At 67.7% G+C, this 19,268-nt stretch carries 19 protein-coding genes; 10 read left to right on the forward strand and 9 right to left on the reverse strand.

Annotated elements, in window-relative coordinates:
- A partial coding sequence (locus NTX40_05555) for an ATP-binding protein (protein ID MCX5648548.1) occupies positions 1-323 on the forward strand: 323 nt, incomplete at its 5' end.
- 59 nt (positions 324-382) lie between these two features.
- Entirely contained in the window at positions 383-1,138 is a 756-nt protein-coding gene (locus NTX40_05560) for a HesA/MoeB/ThiF family protein (GenBank protein ID MCX5648549.1), read from the forward strand.
- On the opposite strand, the gene nth is transcribed toward NTX40_05560, so the two are convergent.
- Positions 1,135-1,815: an endonuclease III gene (gene nth / locus NTX40_05565; protein MCX5648550.1), complete on the reverse strand. Its 681-nt coding sequence runs from the start codon at positions 1,813-1,815 to the stop codon at positions 1,135-1,137. The two genes, NTX40_05560 and nth, sit on opposite strands and share 4 nt — an antisense overlap.
- 71 nt (positions 1,816-1,886) lie before the next feature.
- Here nth and NTX40_05570 point away from each other — a divergent pair, with 71 nt between their 5' ends.
- The 4 genes from NTX40_05570 to murA all read left to right on the forward strand — a co-directional run bounded on the left by NTX40_05570 (position 1,887) and on the right by murA (position 5,918).
- A complete protein-coding gene (locus tag NTX40_05570) occupies positions 1,887-2,258 on the forward strand; it encodes an Mth938-like domain-containing protein (protein MCX5648551.1) in 372 nt (123 codons plus the stop codon).
- 167 nt (positions 2,259-2,425) lie between these two features.
- Positions 2,426-3,544: a peptide chain release factor 1 gene (prfA, locus tag NTX40_05575; protein ID MCX5648552.1), complete on the forward strand. Its 1,119-nt coding sequence runs from the start codon at positions 2,426-2,428 to the stop codon at positions 3,542-3,544.
- Between the two features lie 45 nt (positions 3,545-3,589).
- Positions 3,590-4,510 (forward strand): peptide chain release factor N(5)-glutamine methyltransferase, encoded by a 921-nt coding sequence (gene prmC / locus NTX40_05580; protein MCX5648553.1) that lies wholly within the window; start codon positions 3,590-3,592, stop codon positions 4,508-4,510.
- Positions 4,511-4,658: 148 nt separating this feature from the next.
- Positions 4,659-5,918: a UDP-N-acetylglucosamine 1-carboxyvinyltransferase gene (gene murA, locus NTX40_05585; protein MCX5648554.1), complete on the forward strand. Its 1,260-nt coding sequence runs from the start codon at positions 4,659-4,661 to the stop codon at positions 5,916-5,918.
- Here the strand turns inward: murA and NTX40_05590 are convergent.
- From NTX40_05590 to NTX40_05620, 7 genes are all read right to left on the reverse strand, one after another.
- On the reverse strand, positions 5,905-6,723 hold the full coding sequence (locus tag NTX40_05590) for a DUF4190 domain-containing protein (protein MCX5648555.1): 819 nt from the start codon (positions 6,721-6,723) through the stop codon (positions 5,905-5,907). The genes murA and NTX40_05590 overlap by 14 nt on opposite strands.
- A 55-nt stretch (positions 6,724-6,778) precedes the next feature.
- Positions 6,779-8,056, reverse strand: coding sequence for a SpoIIE family protein phosphatase (locus NTX40_05595; protein MCX5648556.1), 1,278 nt, complete (start codon positions 8,054-8,056; stop codon positions 6,779-6,781).
- A gap of 100 nt (positions 8,057-8,156) precedes the next feature.
- Complete coding sequence (locus NTX40_05600) at positions 8,157-8,669, reverse strand: hypothetical protein (GenBank protein MCX5648557.1); 513 nt, start codon at positions 8,667-8,669, stop codon at positions 8,157-8,159.
- A 59-nt stretch (positions 8,670-8,728) separates the two neighbouring features.
- Entirely contained in the window at positions 8,729-9,784 is a 1,056-nt protein-coding gene (floA, locus tag NTX40_05605) for a flotillin-like protein FloA (GenBank protein MCX5648558.1), read from the reverse strand.
- A gap of 176 nt (positions 9,785-9,960) precedes the next feature.
- The gene (locus tag NTX40_05610) at positions 9,961-10,479 is read right to left on the reverse strand and encodes a hypothetical protein (protein ID MCX5648559.1); all 519 of its coding nucleotides are present in this window, start codon (positions 10,477-10,479) and stop codon (positions 9,961-9,963) included.
- Between the two features lie 17 nt (positions 10,480-10,496).
- Complete coding sequence (locus NTX40_05615) at positions 10,497-12,032, reverse strand: hypothetical protein (protein ID MCX5648560.1); 1,536 nt, start codon at positions 12,030-12,032, stop codon at positions 10,497-10,499.
- 169 nt (positions 12,033-12,201) lie between these two features.
- Entirely contained in the window at positions 12,202-12,741 is a 540-nt protein-coding gene (locus tag NTX40_05620; protein MCX5648561.1) for an RNA 2'-phosphotransferase, read from the reverse strand.
- Between the two features lie 259 nt (positions 12,742-13,000).
- Here NTX40_05620 and NTX40_05625 point away from each other — a divergent pair, with 259 nt between their 5' ends.
- Together NTX40_05625 and NTX40_05630 are read left to right on the forward strand one after the other, a co-directional pair.
- Positions 13,001-13,567 carry a hypothetical protein gene (locus NTX40_05625; GenBank protein MCX5648562.1) on the forward strand — a complete coding sequence of 189 codons (567 nt, stop codon included), beginning with the start codon at positions 13,001-13,003 and terminating at the stop codon, positions 13,565-13,567.
- Between the two features lie 146 nt (positions 13,568-13,713).
- Positions 13,714-15,228 carry a DegQ family serine endoprotease gene (locus tag NTX40_05630; GenBank protein ID MCX5648563.1) on the forward strand — a complete coding sequence of 505 codons (1,515 nt, stop codon included), beginning with the start codon at positions 13,714-13,716 and terminating at the stop codon, positions 15,226-15,228.
- A gap of 137 nt (positions 15,229-15,365) precedes the next feature.
- On the opposite strand, the gene NTX40_05635 is transcribed toward NTX40_05630, so the two are convergent.
- A complete protein-coding gene (locus tag NTX40_05635; protein ID MCX5648564.1) occupies positions 15,366-17,549 on the reverse strand; it encodes a DUF4965 domain-containing protein in 2,184 nt (727 codons plus the stop codon).
- 219 nt (positions 17,550-17,768) lie between these two features.
- Between NTX40_05635 and NTX40_05640 the strand changes: the two genes are divergently transcribed.
- Together NTX40_05640 and NTX40_05645 are read left to right on the forward strand one after the other, a co-directional pair.
- A complete protein-coding gene (locus tag NTX40_05640; GenBank protein MCX5648565.1) occupies positions 17,769-18,971 on the forward strand; it encodes a 2,3-bisphosphoglycerate-independent phosphoglycerate mutase in 1,203 nt (400 codons plus the stop codon).
- A 58-nt stretch (positions 18,972-19,029) separates the two neighbouring features.
- The coding region (locus tag NTX40_05645; protein ID MCX5648566.1) for a DUF5615 family PIN-like protein at positions 19,030-19,268 on the forward strand (239 nt) is incomplete at its 3' end.

Below are 19,268 nucleotides of genomic sequence, written 5' to 3' on the forward strand. Positions count from 1 at the left end.
TGGTGAACAACCTCGTCTCGAACGCCATCCGCTATACGCCCGAGGGCGGCCGCGTCACCGTCCAGGTGAGTTGCGGCGCCCGCCGCGCCAGCCTGGTGGTCTCCGACACGGGCATCGGCATCGCCCCGGAGGAATTGCCGCGCATCTTCGATGAGTTTTTCCGCGGCGAGGAGGCGAAAAAGGCGGTCCAGCACGGCACGGGCCTCGGGATGACGATCGTCAAACGTGTCGTCGAGATGCACGAGGGGCACATTGAGGTCAAGAGCGAGCCGGGCAAAGGCACCACCTTCCGCGTGGACCTGCCCCTGTGCGTAGAAGCATAGACCTCCCGGGCGCGGGGCGCCCGCGCCGGGCCGGGCAACGTCCGATGAACGAACCGCGCTTGAGCAAGGATCAGGCTTCCCGCTACGAGCGGCACCTCGCACTTGCCGGCATCGGGGCCGAGGGACAGCGCCGGCTCCTCGGGTCGAGCGCACTGGTGGTCGGGGCGGGCGGGCTCGGGTCGGCGACGATTCTTTACCTGGCGGCCGTCGGCGTTGGGCGATTGGGCATCCTGGACGACGAGCAGGTGGAACTGTCGAACCTGAATCGGCAGGTGATCCACCGGACGGCCGACGTCGGCCGGCCCAAGGTCGCAAGGGCCGTCGAAGCGGTGTGTGCCCTGACTCCCGACTGCACGGTCGAGCCGGTGGCGGAACGGCTGACGCCCCGAAACGCCCGGGCGATCGTCCGCCGGTTCGATCTCGTGCTCGATTGCACCGACAATTTCCCGACGCGGTTCCTTCTGTCGGACGCCTGCTGGTTCGAAAAGAAGCCGCTCGTCTCCGCCGCCGTCCAGCGGTTGGAAGGGATGCTGCTGGCGGTCCTTCCGGAGAAGGGTAGCCCGTGCTACCGGTGCCTCGTGCCGGAGTCGCCGGAGCCGCAGGACCGCGCGATCTTCGGGGCGGTTCCCGGCGTCCTGGGGACGCTCCAGGCGATGGAGGCTGTCAAGGTGCTCCTGGGCATCGGATCGGACCTGGCGCATCGGCTGCTGGTGTACGACGGCCTTGCGGGGACTTTCCGGACGGTCCGGCGGACGCGCGACCCGGCATGCCCGCTCTGCGGCGACCATCCGACGATCACGGACCTGCCGGGCTAACCGCCTTTTGCCTTCTGGAAGTGCGGGAACTTGAAGGCCGAGGGGCACTCGTCCGCGACGGCGCAGGCGTCGCACTTCGGTTTTTTCGCCTCGCAGACCGCCCGGCCATGGAAAAGCATCGCGTGGCTGAAGGCCGACCATCGGTCCTGCGGCAGCAGGGCGGCCACGTCGGCCTCGATCTTCACGGGGTCTTCGTTTTGCGTGAGGCCCATCCGTCGGCTGAGGCGAATGAAGTGCGTGTCGGTGATGATGGCGGGCAGGCCGAACGTCGCCGCGCGGACCACGTTGGCGGTCTTCCGCGCGACGCCCGGCAGGCGGACGAGTTGGTCCATGTCGTGCGGCACTTTGCCGCCGAATTCGTCGAGGAGCATCCGGCTCATGTTGCGGACGGCCTTGGCCTTGTTGCGGAAGAAGCCGGTCGGCCGGACCGCGGCCTCGAGGGTCGCCAGGCGCATCCGCGCGAGGGCCTCGGGCGTGTTGGCTCGACGGAAGAGTTTCGCGGTGACCTCGTTCACCTTGTCGTCGGTGCACTGGGCGGCCAGGATCGTCGCGACGAGGAGTTCAAAAGGCGTCGAGAAGTTGAGTCGGCACGCGGCATCGGGGTATGTTTGGATGAGCCGGTCGGCGATCCGGGAAGCCCGTCTCTTCCGGTCCGCATCCGATTTCGCGACCACGATTTCCACCTTTCCGAAAGGCTCACGAGCATTATAACATGCCGGGCCGGGGCGTGTTATAATGGCGCTGCGGGGTGCCGAGCGCCCCCGGCGAGGCGGCCATGCACATCGACGAGTATGCGTTCGGGCGGATGGTGGTGGACGGGAAGACCTATCGCAAGGACCTCATCCTGCTGCCCGAAGGCGTCCGCGAAGACTGGTGGCGCGACGAGGGTCACTCGCTCGTGGAAGCCGACCTGGCGGATGTGTTTCAGGCTAAGCCCGAGGTCCTGGTGATCGGGACGGGGGCGCACGGCATCATGGGGGTGCCGCCGGCGGTTCGCCGGGCGCTCGATGAGGCGGGCATCCAGGCAATCATCGAGCGGACGGGCGAAGCCGTCGGGCGCTATAACGCGCTTGCCGCGGCCGGAACGCGCGTCGCGGGAGCGTTTCACCTGACGTGTTAAGAGCCCCTTGCAGTCCGCCCGGAGGCCGATAGAATAGGGGCCATGCGAGACTTCGACGAAGAATCCCTGTATTAGGGCGGGACGGAGCCAGGGGCGGAGCGGGCGTCAAGGGCGCGGCTTCGCCTTTTCTTTTCGTGAGGCGCCCCACGTGAGCGGGGGCGGAAGCGATGGCTGAAACGGAACGACAGGAAAAACCGACGCTGGCGGCGCGGCTGGGGCAACTGGACGCCCAGGTGCACAAGATCGATGCGCTCGTCAGCCTGCCGGAGATCGCGCGGTCGCCGGCGAAGATCGCCGGCCTCATGCGTGAGCGTGGCCGGCTGATGCGCATCGTGGCCCCGTACCGGCGGTGGCGGGCGGCGCGCGAGGCCCGCCGCGATGCCGAGGAAATCCTGCGGACCGAAACCGAGGACGCGGACATGCGTGCCCTGGCCGAGACCGAGGCCGAGGTCCAGCGCGACCTGGAGGCGTCGCTCCTGGGGGAGATTCAGGAGCGGCTCCTGGAGCGGGAAGAGGGGACGGACGCGACGCGGGTGATGCTGGAGATCCGCGCGGGAACGGGCGGCGGGGAGGCGGCCCTGTTTGCGCGGGACCTGTTCGAGATGTACAGCCGCTACGCCGACGCGCGAGGCTGGAAGCGCGAAGTCCTGAGCGCGAGCCCGACGGACCTGGGCGGCTTTAAGGAAGTCATCGTCGCGATGGAAGGGCCGGACGTGTTTCGGCGGCTTCAGTTCGAGTCGGGTGGGCATCGGGTCCAGCGCGTTCCGGAAACCGAGGCCCAGGGCCGGATCCACACCTCCGCCGCGACGGTGGCCGTCATGGCGGAGCCGGAGGAACTCGACATCCAGATCCGCCCCGAGGACCTCGAGGTCGAGACGATGCGTTCGAGCGGGCCGGGCGGACAGAACGTCAACAAGGTTTCGAGCGCGGTGCGGATGCGGCACATTCCGACGGGGATTACGGTGCACATGCAGGACGAGAAGAGCCAGCACCGGAACCGCGAGAAGGCGCTGCGGTTGCTGACGGCGCGGGTGTATGACCTGGAGGAATCGAAGCGGCGGGCGGAACGGTCGGCGGATCGCAAGTTGAAGATCGGGTCGGGCGACCGCAGCCAGCGGGTCCGGACCTACAACTTCCCGCAGAACCGCCTCACGGACCACCGGATCAACTTTTCGGCGCATAACCTGGACCAGGTGATGCAGGGGCGGATGGACGAGTTGCTGGACGCGCTGGTGGAGCACGACCGGGCGGAGAAATTGAAGGCGCTCGGCCTGGTGGAGGACTGACCAGCCCCGCCGGCTTCGGCGCGCCGTCTCTCGGGTGGAGCATCCATGCCGGACGAAACGCCGTGGACCGTCGGCCGGCTTCTCGAGTGGACGCAGAAGTTCTTCGAGAAGAAGGGGATTTCCCAGCCGAGGCTCGAGGCGGAGATTCTCCTGGCGCACGCGCTGGGGACGGAGCGGATCGGCCTTTACCTGGCATACGAGCGCGAGGTCGAGACGGACGCCCGGGCGCGGTTTCGCGAGTGGGTGCAGCGCCGGGCGGACGGCGAGCCGACGCGGTACCTCGTGGGCGGGTGCGAGTTTATGTCGCTCGCGTTCAAGGTCAGCCCGGGGTGCCTGATCCCCCGCCCGGAGACGGAACTCGTGGTCGAGGAAGTGATGGCCCGATGCGGCAAGACGCGGGGGCGCGCGCCGGCTGCAGAGGATGCCTCGGCGGGCGCGGCGGTTGCGGTCATTGACCTTTGCACGGGTTGTGGGTGCGTGGCGGTGAGCGTGGCCGTCCACGTGCCGGAGTCCAGGGTGGTGGCGACGGACGTTTCGGCACCGGCGCTCGCGATGGCGCGGGTAAACGCGGCGGCGCACGGCGTGGCGGATCGGGTGACGTTCCTCGAGGGCGACCTGTATGAGGCGCTGGAGGCGGCCGGCGCGGCGCCGGCGGACTTTCTCGTGGCCAATCCGCCTTACGTCGCCGAGGCCGAGTGGAAGACACTTCAGCCGGAAATCCGCAACCACGAGCCGCGAGAGGCCCTCGTCGCCGGGCCCGAAGGGACCGAGGTCATCGAGCGGATCGTCCAAGGGGCGCCGGCGCACCTGAAGCCGGAGGGGACGCTCGTCGTGGAGATCGGCGCGGGGCAGGGCCCTGCCGTACAGAACATGGCGGCCGGAGTGTGTGGCCTCGTGGACGTTGAGATCCGTAAGGATTACGCGGGGCACGACCGGATGCTTGTTGCGCACCGGGCTTCGGGCTAGAGGCTGTGTGAGAGGTTGCGCGGTGGCCTTCCCAGGCCACCGCGAAGGGGACGGGAATGCCTCACGGCGGTGGCGGCCTGGGAAGGGCCGCCACCCGAGAGAACGTTTCGGGTGGGGCGGGGTTGCCGGGAGGACGCACGTGGACAACATGGTGGTGACGGGCGGGCGGGCCCTGCGGGGCCGCGTGCGGGCGAGCGGGGCGAAGAACGCGGCACTTCCGATTATGGCGTCGGCGATTCTGGCCGACTCCCCCATGCGCCTGAAGAACGTGCCCGACCTGGCGGACATCCGGACTATGAGCCGCCTCCTCGGCGAGTTGGGCGTCCGGGTCGAGCGCGAGGCAAACGGCGACCTCGTCCTGGAAACTGTGGACGAAGCCGCGGTGCTGGCGGACCGGGATATCATGAAGACGATGCGCGCCGGGATCTGCGTGCTCGGGCCGCTTGTGGCGAAGCGCGGCCGCGCGAAAGTCCATTTGCCGGGCGGCTGCGTCATCGGGCAGAGACCCGTGGACATCCACCTCAAGGGGCTGGCGGCCCTCGGGGCTGAGATTGAGGTCGAGCACGGGTACATCATCGGGAAGTGCGGGCGGCTCCGGGGGGCGGAGATGTATCTGGGCGGGCCGTTCGGCTCGACGGTCACCGGGACGGAGAACGTTCTGATGGCGGCGGTGCTGGCCGAGGGCGAGACGGTGATTGACTGCGCCGCCTGCGAGCCGGAGGTCCAGGACCTGGCCGGCGTCCTGGTGGCGATGGGCGCGAGAATCTCGGGCGTCGGTTCGCCGAGGCTCTTCGTGGAAGGCGTGCGGAGCCTGCACGGCGTGGAGCACACGGTCATTCCCGACCGGATTGAGGCGGGGACGTTCCTCGTCGCGGGGGCGGCGACGGGGGGCGATGTGACGGTCGAGGGCGCGCGGTGGAGCGACCTGTTTGCGCTCATCAGCACGCTTCGGGAGGCGGGCGTCGAGGTGGAGCACACGAAGGACACGGTGCGCGTCCGTCCGAACGGGAGGCTTCGGAGCGTGGACGTGACGGCGCTGCCGTTCCCGGGCTTTCCGACGGACCTTCAGGCGCAGATGATGGCGCTCCTGGCGCGGGCCCAGGGCAACAGCATCATCATCGAGAAGGTTTATCCGGACCGTTTCATGCACGTGGCGGAACTGGTGCGGATGCGGGCGGACATCCGCAAAGAAGGGAACGTCGCCGTCGTGCACGGGGTGGACCGCCTGAGCGGGGCAGAGGTGATGGCGAGCGACCTGAGAGCGTCGGCGGCGCTCGTGGTCGCGGGGCTGGTGGCCGAGGGGGAAACCACGATCGAACGCATCTACCACCTGGACCGCGGCTACGAGCGGATGGAGGAGAAACTGTCGAGCCTCGGGGCCGAGGTACGGCGGGTCAAGGTGACTTAGGGGCGGCGGGCGGGGGCGTTTCGGTTGCGGGCGGGGCCGGAGCGCTGTCGCTCGACTCGGGTTTGTCGTAGGGGTTGTCGAACTTGATCATGCTCTCGAAAGTAGGCCCGCCGCCGAAACCGACCAATTCCCATTTTTCTTCCGGCCCGAGGCCGAGCGTTAAAGAGATCTGGAGGATGCGTCGCTCCAGGTCAACGCGCATTTCGGCCGGGGCGACGTAGGCGCCCTGTTCGGTGGGGACGAGGCGGAGCGACATAAGGCGCCGGCCGGTGACGGCGCCGGCGCCCTCGAAGAGTTGCTCCATGCGGGCGCGGAAAAGTCGCGAGCCGCCCGGTTGCTGTTTGCGGAACTCCTCCGGGAGCCTCTGGTACACGTCGTCGTAGCGTCCTCGGATCAACTCGTCGGTGATCCGGTAGGCGGTGGCTTCGAGTTCACGAAGGATGCGGTCGTTTTCCTTCCACTTGTAAACGAGCCAGCCGCTCCACACGAGCGCGAGGGCGGCGCCGACGGCGATGCCGGCAAGGGCCAGACGAGTTCCCGTCAGCACGCCATGGGACCGGCGAATCTGCCGATAGGCGAGCAACCCGATGACCAGCCCCACCAGCGGAGTTGCCGTAAAAATCGCCAGGCTGACCACGAGATCGGCCCCGGAGGAAGGCGGCTCGACCCAGTCGTTCGAGATCAGCAGGAGCGGCCAGACGCCGAGGACGGCGATGACGAGGCCGACGGCCGCGGCGCTGCTGACCGCCGCGTACTCGGGGTCGGTGGCCCGGTCGAGTTGGGTTCCTTTCGGCATCTGAGTCATGGGCGATTTTGGTCTCTTGCTGTGCCCCGTCGGCTGGCGGCCATGCGTGCGGGTCTCAGGCGGTGCGCTTGGCGACGACGCCAGTGCGGTCGTCGCGGAAGTGCCCGTTCGGGTTCACTTTTTCCGTGAGTTCGGCCAGGGCGCGAAGGATGTCCTCGGCGGAGCGTTCGCGGTGGCGGCGTGCGGTTTCGAGGACGGTGTCGAGGCCGAGCATTCCGCCGCCGGCCGTGTCGCACTCGTAGATTCCGTCCGAAAGGAGAAGCAGGGCGTCGCCGGGCGCGAACTTCAGGGGCGGCCGGCACTCGACGGCCGCCTCGGGCAGGACGCCGAGCGGAAGCCCCGTGGCATCGAGGTGCTCGGCCTCGCCGTTTCGGCGGAGGATGACGAGCGGGCCCTGGCCGGCGCTGGCATAGCGGACCGTGCCCCGCGCGCCATCGAGCACGGCCAGAGCGAGGGTGACGAATCGGCCCTCGGTCACGTCCTGGGCGAGGAGGCGGTTGGCGTCGGCGAGGACCTTCCCGGGGCGATTCTCGTGCATCGCCAGGGCGAGGACGAGCGCGCGGGTTTCGGCGGCGAGAAGGGCAGGGCCGACGCCGTGGCCCACGGCATCACCGAGCATGAGGCCGACCCGATGCTCGCCCCAGGGGAAGAGGTCGTAGAAGTCGCCGCCGGCGTACTCGGATGGCTGGCTCCAGCCGGCGAGGTCGAAGCCGGCAAGTTGCGGCGGGTTCTGGGGCAGGAGGCCCATCTGGATGTCGCGTGCGAGTTCCATTTCGTTTTCGAGTCGGCGTTTGGCGAGGAACTCTTCCAGCAGCCTCGCCCGCTCCAGCGCCACGCCCGCCTGGGCCGCCAGGGCCGAAAGCAGGTTGCAATCGTCCTCGAGGAACTCGCCGCTGCGCTTGTTCATCGCCTCCAGGACGCCGACCAGTTCCCCATCGAGGTTCAGCATGGGGACGGCGACGATGTTGCGGGTGCGCCAGCCGGTTCTGCGATCCACTTCGGGATTGAAGCGCGGGTCGGCGTAGGCGTCGGGAATGTTGAGGCAGAAAGAACCGCCGGCCTGGGCGACGGCGCCGGCGATGCCGCGGTCGGCCGGGATGCGGATCTCCTCGATTTCGCTCTCGGTGGCGATGCGGCTGTAGAGTTCGTTCTTCTTGCGGTCGTAGAGGAACAGGGTGACGCGTTCGGCGTCGAGGAGGTTCGAGGTCTCCGTGGCGATGTTTTCCAGCAGCGGATCGAGGCGGGGCTCAGAGCCGAGGCGGCGTGCGATGCCGAGGATGACTTCGAGATTCCGTCGGCACTTGGCCTCGTAGGATTCTGCCGCGCCGGCCATGGTCGGCCCTTCCCTGATTCCCGCCGATGCGGATGATAAGCCGTCGGCGGGGCGGTTCTCAAGGGAATTCATTGCGGCCGGCCCGCGTCCGGCTCCCGCGTCAAGAATCCCGCAGGGCCTTGGGCGGGCCGAGGACCTCCGACAGGACGATCGCCTTGGCGGCGTTGGTGCCCTTAAGGAGGGAACCGAGAAACGGTGTGGCTTGCGGTCCGGTGACGGGGGCGGCGGCCTTGATCGTGCCGGGTGACTTGAGGGGTTCCGCCTGCGGCGCGGGCGACGGGGCGGGCTGGGGCTCAGGCTCTCGGCGAGCCGACCGGCGGGCGGGCGGTTGAAGCGGCAGTGCTTCGAGGGCTTCGAGATCCGTGAGTGAGAAGACGGGCGCCTGAAGGCTGGTCGGCTCGGCCTCCGGCGCCGCGATGGGAGGGTTTTCGCCGGGGCGGCCGTAGAAGACCGGTCGCCTGCCGGGGTACGTGGCTGAAGGGGGGCGCGGAACGGCGCCATGCTGGCGCTCCTCGGCCTCTTTTTCGCGCTGCTGTTTTTCGATCCACCAGCGAAGGATGTTGGCGCCGCCGATGAGCAGGAGAAAAAGAAGGATGCCTAGGATTTCTTCCATGTTTTGCTCCGTCGCGGTCGCGCTCTATGTCGGTGGAGCGGCCGGCGAAGGCTCCCTTGTTACGCGCCGGAATGGTCCGGTTTCGGCGGTTCGGCGCTGTGGCCGATCGAATTGCGCATGCCCGTGTCGGCCTGGATGTTCTTCATGCGGTAGTAGTCCATGATGCCGAGATTGCCGCTGCGGAACGCCTCGGCGATGGCCTTCGGGATCTCGGCCTCGGCGAGGACGACCTTGGCGCGGTTTTCCTCGACGAGGGCGCGCATTTCCTGTTCGCGAGCGGCGGCGGCGGCGCGGCGCTGCTCGGCCTCGGCTTGGAACATGCGCTTGTTGGCCTCCGCCTGGTCCGCCTGGAGCCGGGCGCCGATATTGTCGCCGACGTCCACGTCCGCGATGTCGATCGAGAGGATCTCGAAGGCCGTGCCCGCGTCCAGGCCCTTCTCCAGGACGCGTTTCGAGATCGAGTCCGGGTTTTCCAGCACGTCCTTGTACGACTGGGCGGAGCCGATGGTCGTCACGATGCCTTCGCCGACGCGGGCGATGATGGTCTCCTCGGTCGCCCCGCCGACGAGGCGCTCGAGGTTCGCCCGCACGGTGACGCGCGCCTTGGCCTTCAACTGGATGCCGTCCTTGGCGACGGCGTCAATGGTGGTCTTGCCCGTCTCGGGGGTCGGCACGTCGATAACCTTCGGCAGGACGGACAGGGCCACGGCCTCCTGGATGTTGCGTCCCGCGAGGTCAATGGCGGCTCCGGTTTTGAAATCGAGTTCGATGTTCGCCCGATCGGCGGCGATCAGGGCCCGCACCACGTTGACCGGGTGGCCGCCCGCCAGGTAGTGGCTTTCCAGGTCGCGCGTTTCCAGCGGGATTCCTGCCTGGACGGCCATGATCTTGCAGCCGACGATGATCTTGGGGTCGACCTTGCGGAGCGACATGCCGATGAGATCCAGGAGGCTGATCCGGGCCTTGGTCATGATGCAGCGGACCCAGAGGCCGACGAATCTCAGGAGGATTAGGCCGATGACCACAAGGAAGAGGATAAGGATGACGAGGCCGACGACGGCGAGGGGGCTCGTGTCGGCGAGGAAGACGACATCCAGAGCGAGCGGCGTGAACATGACGTGCTCCTTTCAGCGTTGCGTGCCGGCGGCGGTCGTCGCGGCCGATTGCCGCCCGGCGAGGTTCCGTTTCGAACGACTCTGATTCTACCACGGGCCCGCGAGCCCGGGAACGGATATTTTTGTTTGGCTGTATTTGAGGCGGACGCGGGCGTCGTGCCGGGCGCCGAAGCGCCTCACGTCTTTTCGGATTCCTCGACGGGGCGGACGACGACCCTCGCGCCCTCGACCGAGAGGATCTTCACCTTTCGGCCGGCGGGCACGAGGTCGCCTTCGGTGATGCAGTCAATCGGCCGGCCGTCGAGCGTCATTTTGCCGGAAGGCCGCAGCATCGTCTTGGCCACGCCGACGCGGCCGACGAGTTCTTTCGGGTCGTAGTGCGCCAGGTCGCCGGCCTTGGCGATGCCGGTCGGCCCGGAGAGGATGAGGCGGCGGGCCACGGGCGTATGCGGCCAGACGCGCAGCAGCACGTAGATGAGAAACGGCGCAAGGATGAGGACGGCGAAGAGCGTGACGGCGCCCGGCGTCGTGCCCATCAGGAAAGCGACGGCGACGGCTGAGACGAACGAGCCGATCGAGAGAACCGTCAGGATGCCGTGACTGGGGATGAAAATTTCGGCAATGGCGAGCAGAATGCCGGTCCCGAGGAGCAAGGCGACCCACGGCCACGAGGCTTCCCACGCGAGCATCAGCATGCGCAGTATCCCTCCCGTCAGGCGGTCGTCGAATCCATGGGCCCCTCCCGGACCGGTTCGACGACGATCCGGTTGCCTTGGGTGCGGGTGATCTTGATGGCCCGGCCGGCGTCGAGGAAGTCGCCTTCGGTGACGACGTCGAGGAGGCGGTCGCCGAAGCGGGCCTTTCCGGCCGGCCGGAGTTTGGTGGTGGTTTCGCCGACGTCGCCGGCGCGTGCGCCCTGTTCTCCTCGTGCTGCCGCGGCGTGGCTGGAGCCGTCCGACACCCGCGACGGCCCGAGGACCAGTTTGCCGAGGATCGGGACGCGCGGGAAGAATCGAGCGAGGAAAAAGGCGCAGACGGCGAACGCGACGAGGACGCCGGCGGTGACGACCATCGCCTGGACGAGTTCCGAGTACTCAAAGTCGCGTTGGGGGAGGCCCTGGAAACTCGGCAGCGCGAGGATAATGCTTGCGAGGAGAAGCAGAATCCCGAGGCCGCCCAAGACGCCGAAGCCGGGCGTCACGAACAGTTCGACGAAGAGCATGCCGAAACCTGCGGCGAAGAGCAGGATGGGCAGCCAGTCGGGCCGGCCGGCGAGGAACGAGGCGAGAAACAGGACGCCGAACGCCGCCAGGCCGATTGTGCCCGGCACGCCGAAGCCCGGTGTGTTCATCTCGACGTACAGCCCCAGGAGGCCGACAAGCACCAGGACGGCCTTCAGCCACATGTTGTTGAGCCAGGTGACGAGCGTCTCATTCCACGTAACGGGATAGACGTTGATGCGGCCAGCGATGGGATAGAGGTCATAAAGGTCGTCCAGGCGGTTCACCACGTGCCGCGCGATGCCGTATTGCTTGGCCTTCTGGCTTCCGACGGTGAGCACTTCGTCCGGCGAAACAACGACCTCGCGTTTTTCCCAATCGCTGTCGAACCGGAAGAGATCCTCTTCCTCGATGTACTTGGTCTCGTGGGTTTTCTTGTTCTGAATCTCGATGACGGAGGTGCTCATTTTGACCATCGCCTTGAGGATCGCGGGCGGATAGCCGTATTTCTCGGCCAGGCTTTCCATCCGTTCGATGATAGTGCCTTCGAGTTTGGCGCGGACCTCCTTCTCGAGCGGCTGGGCGCCGGCGAAGGGCACGGCGGCGTAGGGCGTGCAGGCGCCGAGCGAGGCTTCCGGGCTCATGACGATTTCCTGGCAGGAGACGGCGGCGATGGCGGCGGCGCTGTAGGCCTGGCTGTTGACGAACGCGACGGTTCGCGCGCCCCCGCGCGCCACGCGTTCGATGTCGCGGCTCAGGTCGAGCCCCGCGTCGAGATAGCCGCCGTCGGACGTGATGTGAAAGAAAAGGATCCCGTGGCCGTCGGCGACGGCCTCTTCCGCCCGGCGGGCGACCGACGCCACCAACGTTTCCTCGATGACCCCCGAGATGGTGACGAGGGCGGCCCGGGCGCGCGGCGGGGACTTGCCGGCCGGCTCGCTGGCGGGCACTAGCCCCCGCAGGCCGAGCGCGACCATCCCCCCGAAGAGGAGAAGCCGCACCGTCCGTTTTCGTGTTGCCCGCTTCATCATCGATCTTCTCGCGGTGGGTTCCGAGCCCTCGCTACCATTTGAGTATAAAGAGAAAGCGACGCCGGCACTACGCAAAACCTTGCCGGTTCAGACGGGGTTCCCTGGATTCTAACGCGCGGTGGAAACGGTTTATTCGGGCCGGCCTGAGGTGTTCGGATCGCGCGGCCTACTCGGCCCGCGTGATGCACTCGGGCGGCAGGGGGTCCGAGAGCCAGACAGTCGGCCCGGCGGGGTAGAATCGCACGCCCGCCTTGCGGGCGCTGGCGGTGTCAATCCGGAGGATGACCGGCTCCGGGCAGTGTCGGCCTCCGACCTCGCGGGCGACGGGGGTGTCGGAGGAAAGATGGACATACTGGCGTTGGATCGGATTGAGGCCCTCGGTGAGGATCGTTTCGGCTGTCTCCGGCGTCGTGCCGTGAAAGAGGCTGTCGGGAGGCTCCGCCGGTTCGTATCGGACCGGCTGGGCGAGACTGTGGCCGTAGCGGGCGCGGATGCGATCGCCCATGAGTTCGAACCGCGGGGGCGACTGGCCGGTCACCAGGCGCTCGATCCGCTCGCGCGTAATGGATTCGAGTCCGGGGTGGGCACACACCGCCGCCACGAGTTCTTCGATGCCCGCGGCCCCGTGTTCGTCGAGCGTAAGGTTCGCCTCCTCGGGGTGATGGCGGAGGACAAAGGCAAGAAACCGGCTGAGGCGCTCGTCCACCGACGGGCGCGGGCGGCCTTCGCGGCTCCGCCGGGGTTGGCGTGGGCCTTGTGACCTTTTCTCTGATGGCATAAAAAACCTCCGGCGATTTCAAACCGTCGGTCGGAAATGTTCCGTGGGTAGAATAGCCCATGTGGGGCCGGTCGGCAAGGAAAAACTTTTTCCCCATCCGACTCCCATCGGGTTGGCCAGAATGACCTTGCCCGGACATTTTCTCTTGCGTACCATGGATGACGGTTGGGGGGGTGTGGAGATGCCTGTGCCCCGGGACCGTGTGCAGGCACTGGTGGAGAGGCCATACCGTTTGGTGGTCCTGGACTTGCCTACTTTGCTGCTGCGTGCGTCGGAAGCGGAGAAGGCGGCGATCTGGGGCCGGATCGAGGCGCTGCTGGATCGGCAGGTGCGGATCGTGCTGATTGCCCCCGCCGAGGTGGACGCGCTGAAACGGGACGTGTGCCGCCACATCGGGGGCCTGTCGAAGGTTTTCCTGTTCGTCTGGACGGCGGGAGCGGAACTGTTCGGCTTTGACCAGGAGGGCCGGCTGGTGCCCCTGGCCGAGGGGCGGAAGGACGATCCGGACGCCCTCGCCCTCTACGTGGTCGATGCCGTGGCCGACCCAGCCGAGATCGCCCTGGAGGAAATCCTCACTGTCGGCGAGGAGGCCGAGGCGAGCGGCGTGAAGGCATTCGAATCGGGTCCGTACGAAGGAATGCAGCGGGTGGCACTGACGGGTCGGAAGAACGTGCCTCAGGGAATCCATCGGGCCGATTTCTCCCACGGGACGGTCGTCGGCCTCCTGGACGGGCTCCTGTGGAGAATCGGTTGACAAGAGCGAGGCGGGCGACTCGGAGGGTCGGCTGAAGCAGGCGGCCCTCCTGTGCGTTCCGCCCGGCAGGGTTCGGCGGGAATATACGAGCCCGCGGGCTGCTGCAAGGTGTTGAACAGGAAAAGGAAACAAGGAGGGAAGTAGTTATGCGAGACATTCGATTGATTCTGATTCTTGTGGTGGCCCTGGCGATCGTGGTGGGCGGGGGTATTTTGGTTCCCGTTCTGATGGACCGGTTGGCGCCGCCGGCCGAGCGGCCCCAGGCATTCGCCCTGGAGACGCCGACCGAACCTCCGCCGCCTATGCCGCCGGACCTCGAGGCCTTCTCGAAGGCGATGCGGGCAGCGGCGGCGCGCGTCGGCCCGGCGGTGGTCGCGATCGGGACGAGCCAGTCGGTGGACGCTTCGGCCACGCCGTTCGGTTTCGACGATGACTTTTTGCGCCGGTTCTTCGGCGTCGAACCACAGCAGGAACAGCCGAAACCCAAACGCCAGTTCCGCCAGCAGGGGCTGGGCTCGGGCGTGATCGTCAGCGCCGACGGGTATGTTCTGACGAGCAATCACGTGGTGGCCGGCGCCGAAGAGATCACGGTGCGCCTCGCGGACGACCGGGAGTTTGGCGCGAAGGTGATCGGAAACGATCCGCCGACGGACATTGCGCTCATTAAGATCGAGGCCGCGGGCCTTCCCGTCGCGGCGATCGGCGACTCGGACAAGATGGAGGTCGGCGACTGGGTGCTGGCGGTCGGCGCCCCGCTGGGCCTCCAGAAGACGGTGACCGCTGGGATCATCAGCGCCACCGGCCGGGCCAACGTCGGCATCGCCGATTACGAGGACTTCATCCAGACGGATGCGGCGATCAATCCCGGTAACTCCGGCGGGCCGCTCGTCAATCTGCGCGGCGAAGTCATCGGCATCAACACGGCCATCGCGAGCCGCTCCGGCGGATACATGGGCATCGGCTTCGCCGTCCCCAGCAACATGGCCCGCGATGTCATGAACCGCCTCCGGGAGAAGGGCGAGGTGGTGCGCGGCTGGCTGGGCGTCAGCATCCAGAACCTCTCCAAGGAATTGGCCGCATCGATGGGCCTCGCGTCGGCCGAGGGCGCCCTCGTCAACGAGGTCTTTGCAGACGGTCCGGCCGGCAAGGCCGGCGTCAAGGCGGGCGACGTGATCGTGGGATACAATGGCAAGCCCGTCAAGGACGTCACCGAACTGCGGACCGCCGTCGCCTGGACCGAGCCGGGTAAAAAAGTGGAGATGGTAGTTCTTCGCGGTGGGAAGCGCGAGACGCTCACCGTCCAGATGGAACGCCGAGGCGACCAGCCCCAGTTGGCGCGGGGCAAGCGCGGTGGCGGGCCCGGAGCCCCCGCTGAAATCAAAGACTTGGGAATCCAGGTCGCGGACCTCACGCCTGAGACCGCCCAGCGCTACGGCTACGAAGAGGGGCAGGGCGTCCTCATCACCGAAGCCGACCCCGCGGGGCTTGCGGCCAAGGCCGGCATGGAGCCCGGCATGCTGATCCTCCAGGTGGGAGGCAAGAAGGTCCGCAACGTCGCCGAGTTCAAGGAAGCCCTAAAGGGAATAGACGTGGCGCGCGGCATCCCGATGCTCGTCCGCGCGGGCGACCGCCAGATGTTCGTCCTGATCCGTAAACGCTGAGCGGCGGTGTTCCACTCGGTCCGGACCTTGGCGCCGGGCGTCTTGGGGGTGCCGAACCCGCCGGGACCCTCTTTCCACGACGAGGCGTTGAAGTCCGCCGCAAACCAGTTGTCGGCGGGTTTCCGGAACGTGTAACGCTACTGGGCCGGTTTCTCTCGCGAGGTGGGAACGATCTCCGCGGTCGTCGGCGGGCTCGGGAAGGGCGCCCACTGGCCCGCCGGGCGCTTGTCGCGGCCCGCCCATTTCTTCCACGCCTCGCCATCGTACAGCATCCGGATGAGAAGGCCGCCCACCACCGGCCGGGCCTGGAAGCCGCGCTTCTTGCCCGTGTCGGTCATGAACCAGTCGGTCATCGGGATGCGGTCGGGCGTCTCGTTGAGGAAATCGTACACGGGGGCGACGAGGGCGTCGAAATCGGCCCGGTCGCCCGTCAGGCAGGCCGTCCAGAGCGTCCAGTCGAGTTTGGTGTAGGGCTGGCGGTTATCCAGGGGCAGGCCGTAACGCTTCTGGGTCTTCTTGTAGAACGCCATCTCCTTGCGGAGCACGGCGTCGGGGAACAGGCCGAGGCCGAGAATCTTGTCCCAGACGAGGTTGTACTTCTGGCTCCAGGTGCCGGGCTTGTCGAACGCCAAGCGGAAGTGGTCGCCGTCGTCGGCCTCCTTGGCCCACTTGGCCGCGAACTGTCTGGCCAGCCGCAGGTAGGTGGCGGCGCGGTCCTTCTCGCCTTTCATGTCGCAGAGCATGGCATAGGCGCCGAGGGCCGCAATCGCCTTGGCTGACAGGTTCACGTTGTGGGCCAGGTGCCCGGCAAAGTCGTCGGTGCACAACTGGTTCTCGGGGTCGAAGCCCTTGTCCTTGAGGTACTCGGCCCATTTGGCGAGGAGCGGCCAGTACCGCGCGGCGTAGTCGGCCTTGCCTTCCATCTTCGCCAGGGACCCCAGGATGAGGAGCATGTTGCCGGTTTCCTCGACGGGCATCTGGTTGGCCTCGGACCTTTCGCCGCCGCCGTAGCGCTGGCCGTTGGCCTTGGGGTACTGGCCCAGGTCGTGCGGCGCGAAGGGGAACTTCCATCGCGGCGAGTTGGCGTAGTCCAGGATGTGCTGGAGGGTGGCCTTGGTCAGCGTGGGGCCGAACAGGATGAACTGCGGGGCCATCGGATAGATCACGTCCACCGTGGCGATGCAGCCGTTTGAGAAGCATTCCTTCGGGAACAAGAGCGGCTGGCCGCTTGAGTCGGCCGCCAGTTTGTTGCCCGCAAAGCACTGCCGGTAGGCGAGCGCGGCCAGACGGGCGTAGGGTTCGCCGCCGGCCTTTCTGAAGTCGGCCATGAGTTCCGCATCGAACGCCTCGCACCGCTTGGCCAGGGCCGGGAATTCGGCGGCGGCTGCTTTCAGGAGATCGGCCGCCTCGGCGCCGCTCCGCCGCCAGTACGGGCGGAGCGGTTGCTGGAAGTACTCGATGGAGTAGATGTCGTCGTAGGCCGTCATCACGGTGCCCGACACCCCGGCGGCGCCCACCTTGCCCAGGTCGAGGGCGACGGCGGCTACGGGGCAGTCGTCCTCGGCGGCGCGCGGCTGGCGGGTGTCATCCGCGGAAAACTTCTGGCCTCCGGCAAAAGCGCCCTGGGCGGCCGAGGACGAAACGATCGCCTGGCTCGCCATCGGGCCCGGCAACGCCGCCACGTAGAGATACCCCCAGTTGATCCGCTGGTTGTCGCCGCTCTTGGCGAGGACCGGCTGGTCCTTCGAGCCGATCCGCAGGGCCGCAAGGTCGCCGATCTTCTGCTGCGACCACACGACCTGTTCGCCGGGCACGTTGACGGCGATCTCGGCCGCCGCGTCGAAATACACCGCGACGGCGTGTTCCTTGCCGTCCGTCGCCGCCGCCGTCCACGTGACGTACGTGACCGGGCGGGAAAGGATGTCGAGATCGTCGGGCAGCATGGCCGTCGTGAACGTAAGCGTCACGCGGACGGTGTCGGCCACGGCCTTGTAGATCGTGCGGGTGGGCAAGACGTCCACGCTTTCCTGGGTCGCGGCGGGCAGGTTCCTCGGCTCTTCGCCCATGAGGCGGAAGGTCTTGCCATCGACCCGCACGAGACTGTGCAGGCGGTGGGGGTTGCCGGTCCAGTGGACGGTCTCGGCGTCGGTCAACCGGTCGGCGGGCGACCAGATGCTGAAATACGGGTCGCACGTCACCAGCGGGACCGACGGCGGCCGGCAGGGCTTGGCCGTCGGCTCAGAGGCCGCCGCAGCCCGGCAGGCCGAGGCCGGGACCAGAACAACCATGACCAAGATGAGGGTGGCGTGAGCGAGTCGCATAGGCGTTTCCTCCCCAAGGTTCTGGCCGAAGTGTTTTCCTCTTTCTCCTGAGAGCGGCGACAGCAGAGACTAACGCCGCAGGCGCCGACTTGCAAGGATTTGGGGCCGCCGGGCCGCGGGAAACCTTGAACCGTCCGCCCCGCGGCGGTATCTTAACTGGTCACGGTCGGCGAAGGGCCGGCCGTCATCACAAAGAGTGAGGAGACCGATATGACCAGCATGGACCTTCGACCGCTGCTTCAGGACAACGGTTCCAAGATCATCCTCTACGTCTGGGACGGGCTCGGCGGCATCCAGGGGCCGGGCGGCAAGACCGAACTGGAGGCCGCGCGGACGCCCAACGCCGACCGCCTCGTGAAGGAAGGCTGCTGCGGACTCCTGGAGCCGGTCTATCCGGGCGTGACGCCCGGCAGCGGACCGGGGCACCTGGCGCTCTTCGGCTACGACCCGGTCGAGTACCGGATCGGGCGCGGGGCGCTGGAGGCGGCGGGCGTCGGGTTCGACCTTCAGCACAGCGACGTGGCGGCCCGCCTGAATTTCTGCACGCTCGACGCCAAGGGCCGCATCACCGACCGCCGCGCGGGACGCATCCCGAGCGACGAGTCGAAGAGGGTGGTCGAGAAACTCGCCAAGGCGATCCGCGAGGTGGACGGCGTCCAGGTCCTCTGGTCGCCGGTGAAGGAGCACCGGGCGCTGCTCGTGCTTCGCGGCGAGGGGCTGGGCGACGGCGTCGAGGACACCGACCCGCAGAAGACGGGCGTGGCGCCGCTCGAGCCGAGGACGAGCGACGCTTCGAAAGAAAGCGCGCGGACGGCCGAGGTGGCGGCCAAGGTCCTGAGGCAGGCCCGCGACGTCCTGGCGGGCGAACCGAGGGCGAACGGCGTCCTCGCGCGCGGGTTCGCCAAGCGGCCGCACTGGCCGAGCGTCGCGGAGCGTTTCGGCCTGAAGGCGGCGGTGGTCGCCGGGACGCCGATGTATCGCGGCGTGGCGAAACTGGTCGGCATGACAGAGTTGCCGGCGTTCAACGAGGTTGAGCGCGACGTCGCCAGCGTCGCCGAGCACTGGAGCGAGTTCGACTACTTCTTCCTCCACTTCAAGCATACCGACAAGGCGGGCGAGGACGGCGACTTCGAGGCGAAGGTCCGCGCCATCGAGGAGGCCGACGCCGCCATTCCCCTCCTTGAGAAACTCCGGCCCGACGTCCTCATGGTGACGGCCGACCATTCGACGCCGACCGCCCTGGCGTCGCACTCCTGGCATCCCGTGCCCGTGGTGCTGTCGGCGAAGACGGTGCGCCGGGATGCGGTGGACCGGTTCGACGAGGTCGCCTGCATCCTGGGCGGTTTGGGCCTGAGGCCCTCGACGCACCTGATGCCGCTCGCCCTGGGCCACGCCGGTCGGCTGGCCAAGTTCGGGGCGTAACGCGCGTCCGGTCTCGCCGGTTCTCCGCGGCAGGCGCCGTGCGAGGCGGTGAAACGCCATGCCCGATGACGAACGCGAGGGTGACAAGGGGCCCGCCTTCTGGTGCGATGCGATGTTCGGGGGCCTCGCGCGCTGGCTCCGGGCCGCTGGCTACGACGCCGCCTGGGTCGAGGGCATCGACGACGCCGAACTCGTGCGCCGGGCCCTCGCGGAGGGGCGGATTCTTCTGACGGCCGACACGCGCCTCGTGGAGCACGGCGCGATTCGCTCCGGCCGCGTGCGGGCGCTCCTCGTGCC

This window comes from Planctomycetota bacterium (assembly GCA_026387035.1).
Classification (GTDB): domain Bacteria; phylum Planctomycetota; class Phycisphaerae; order FEN-1346; family FEN-1346; genus JAPLMM01.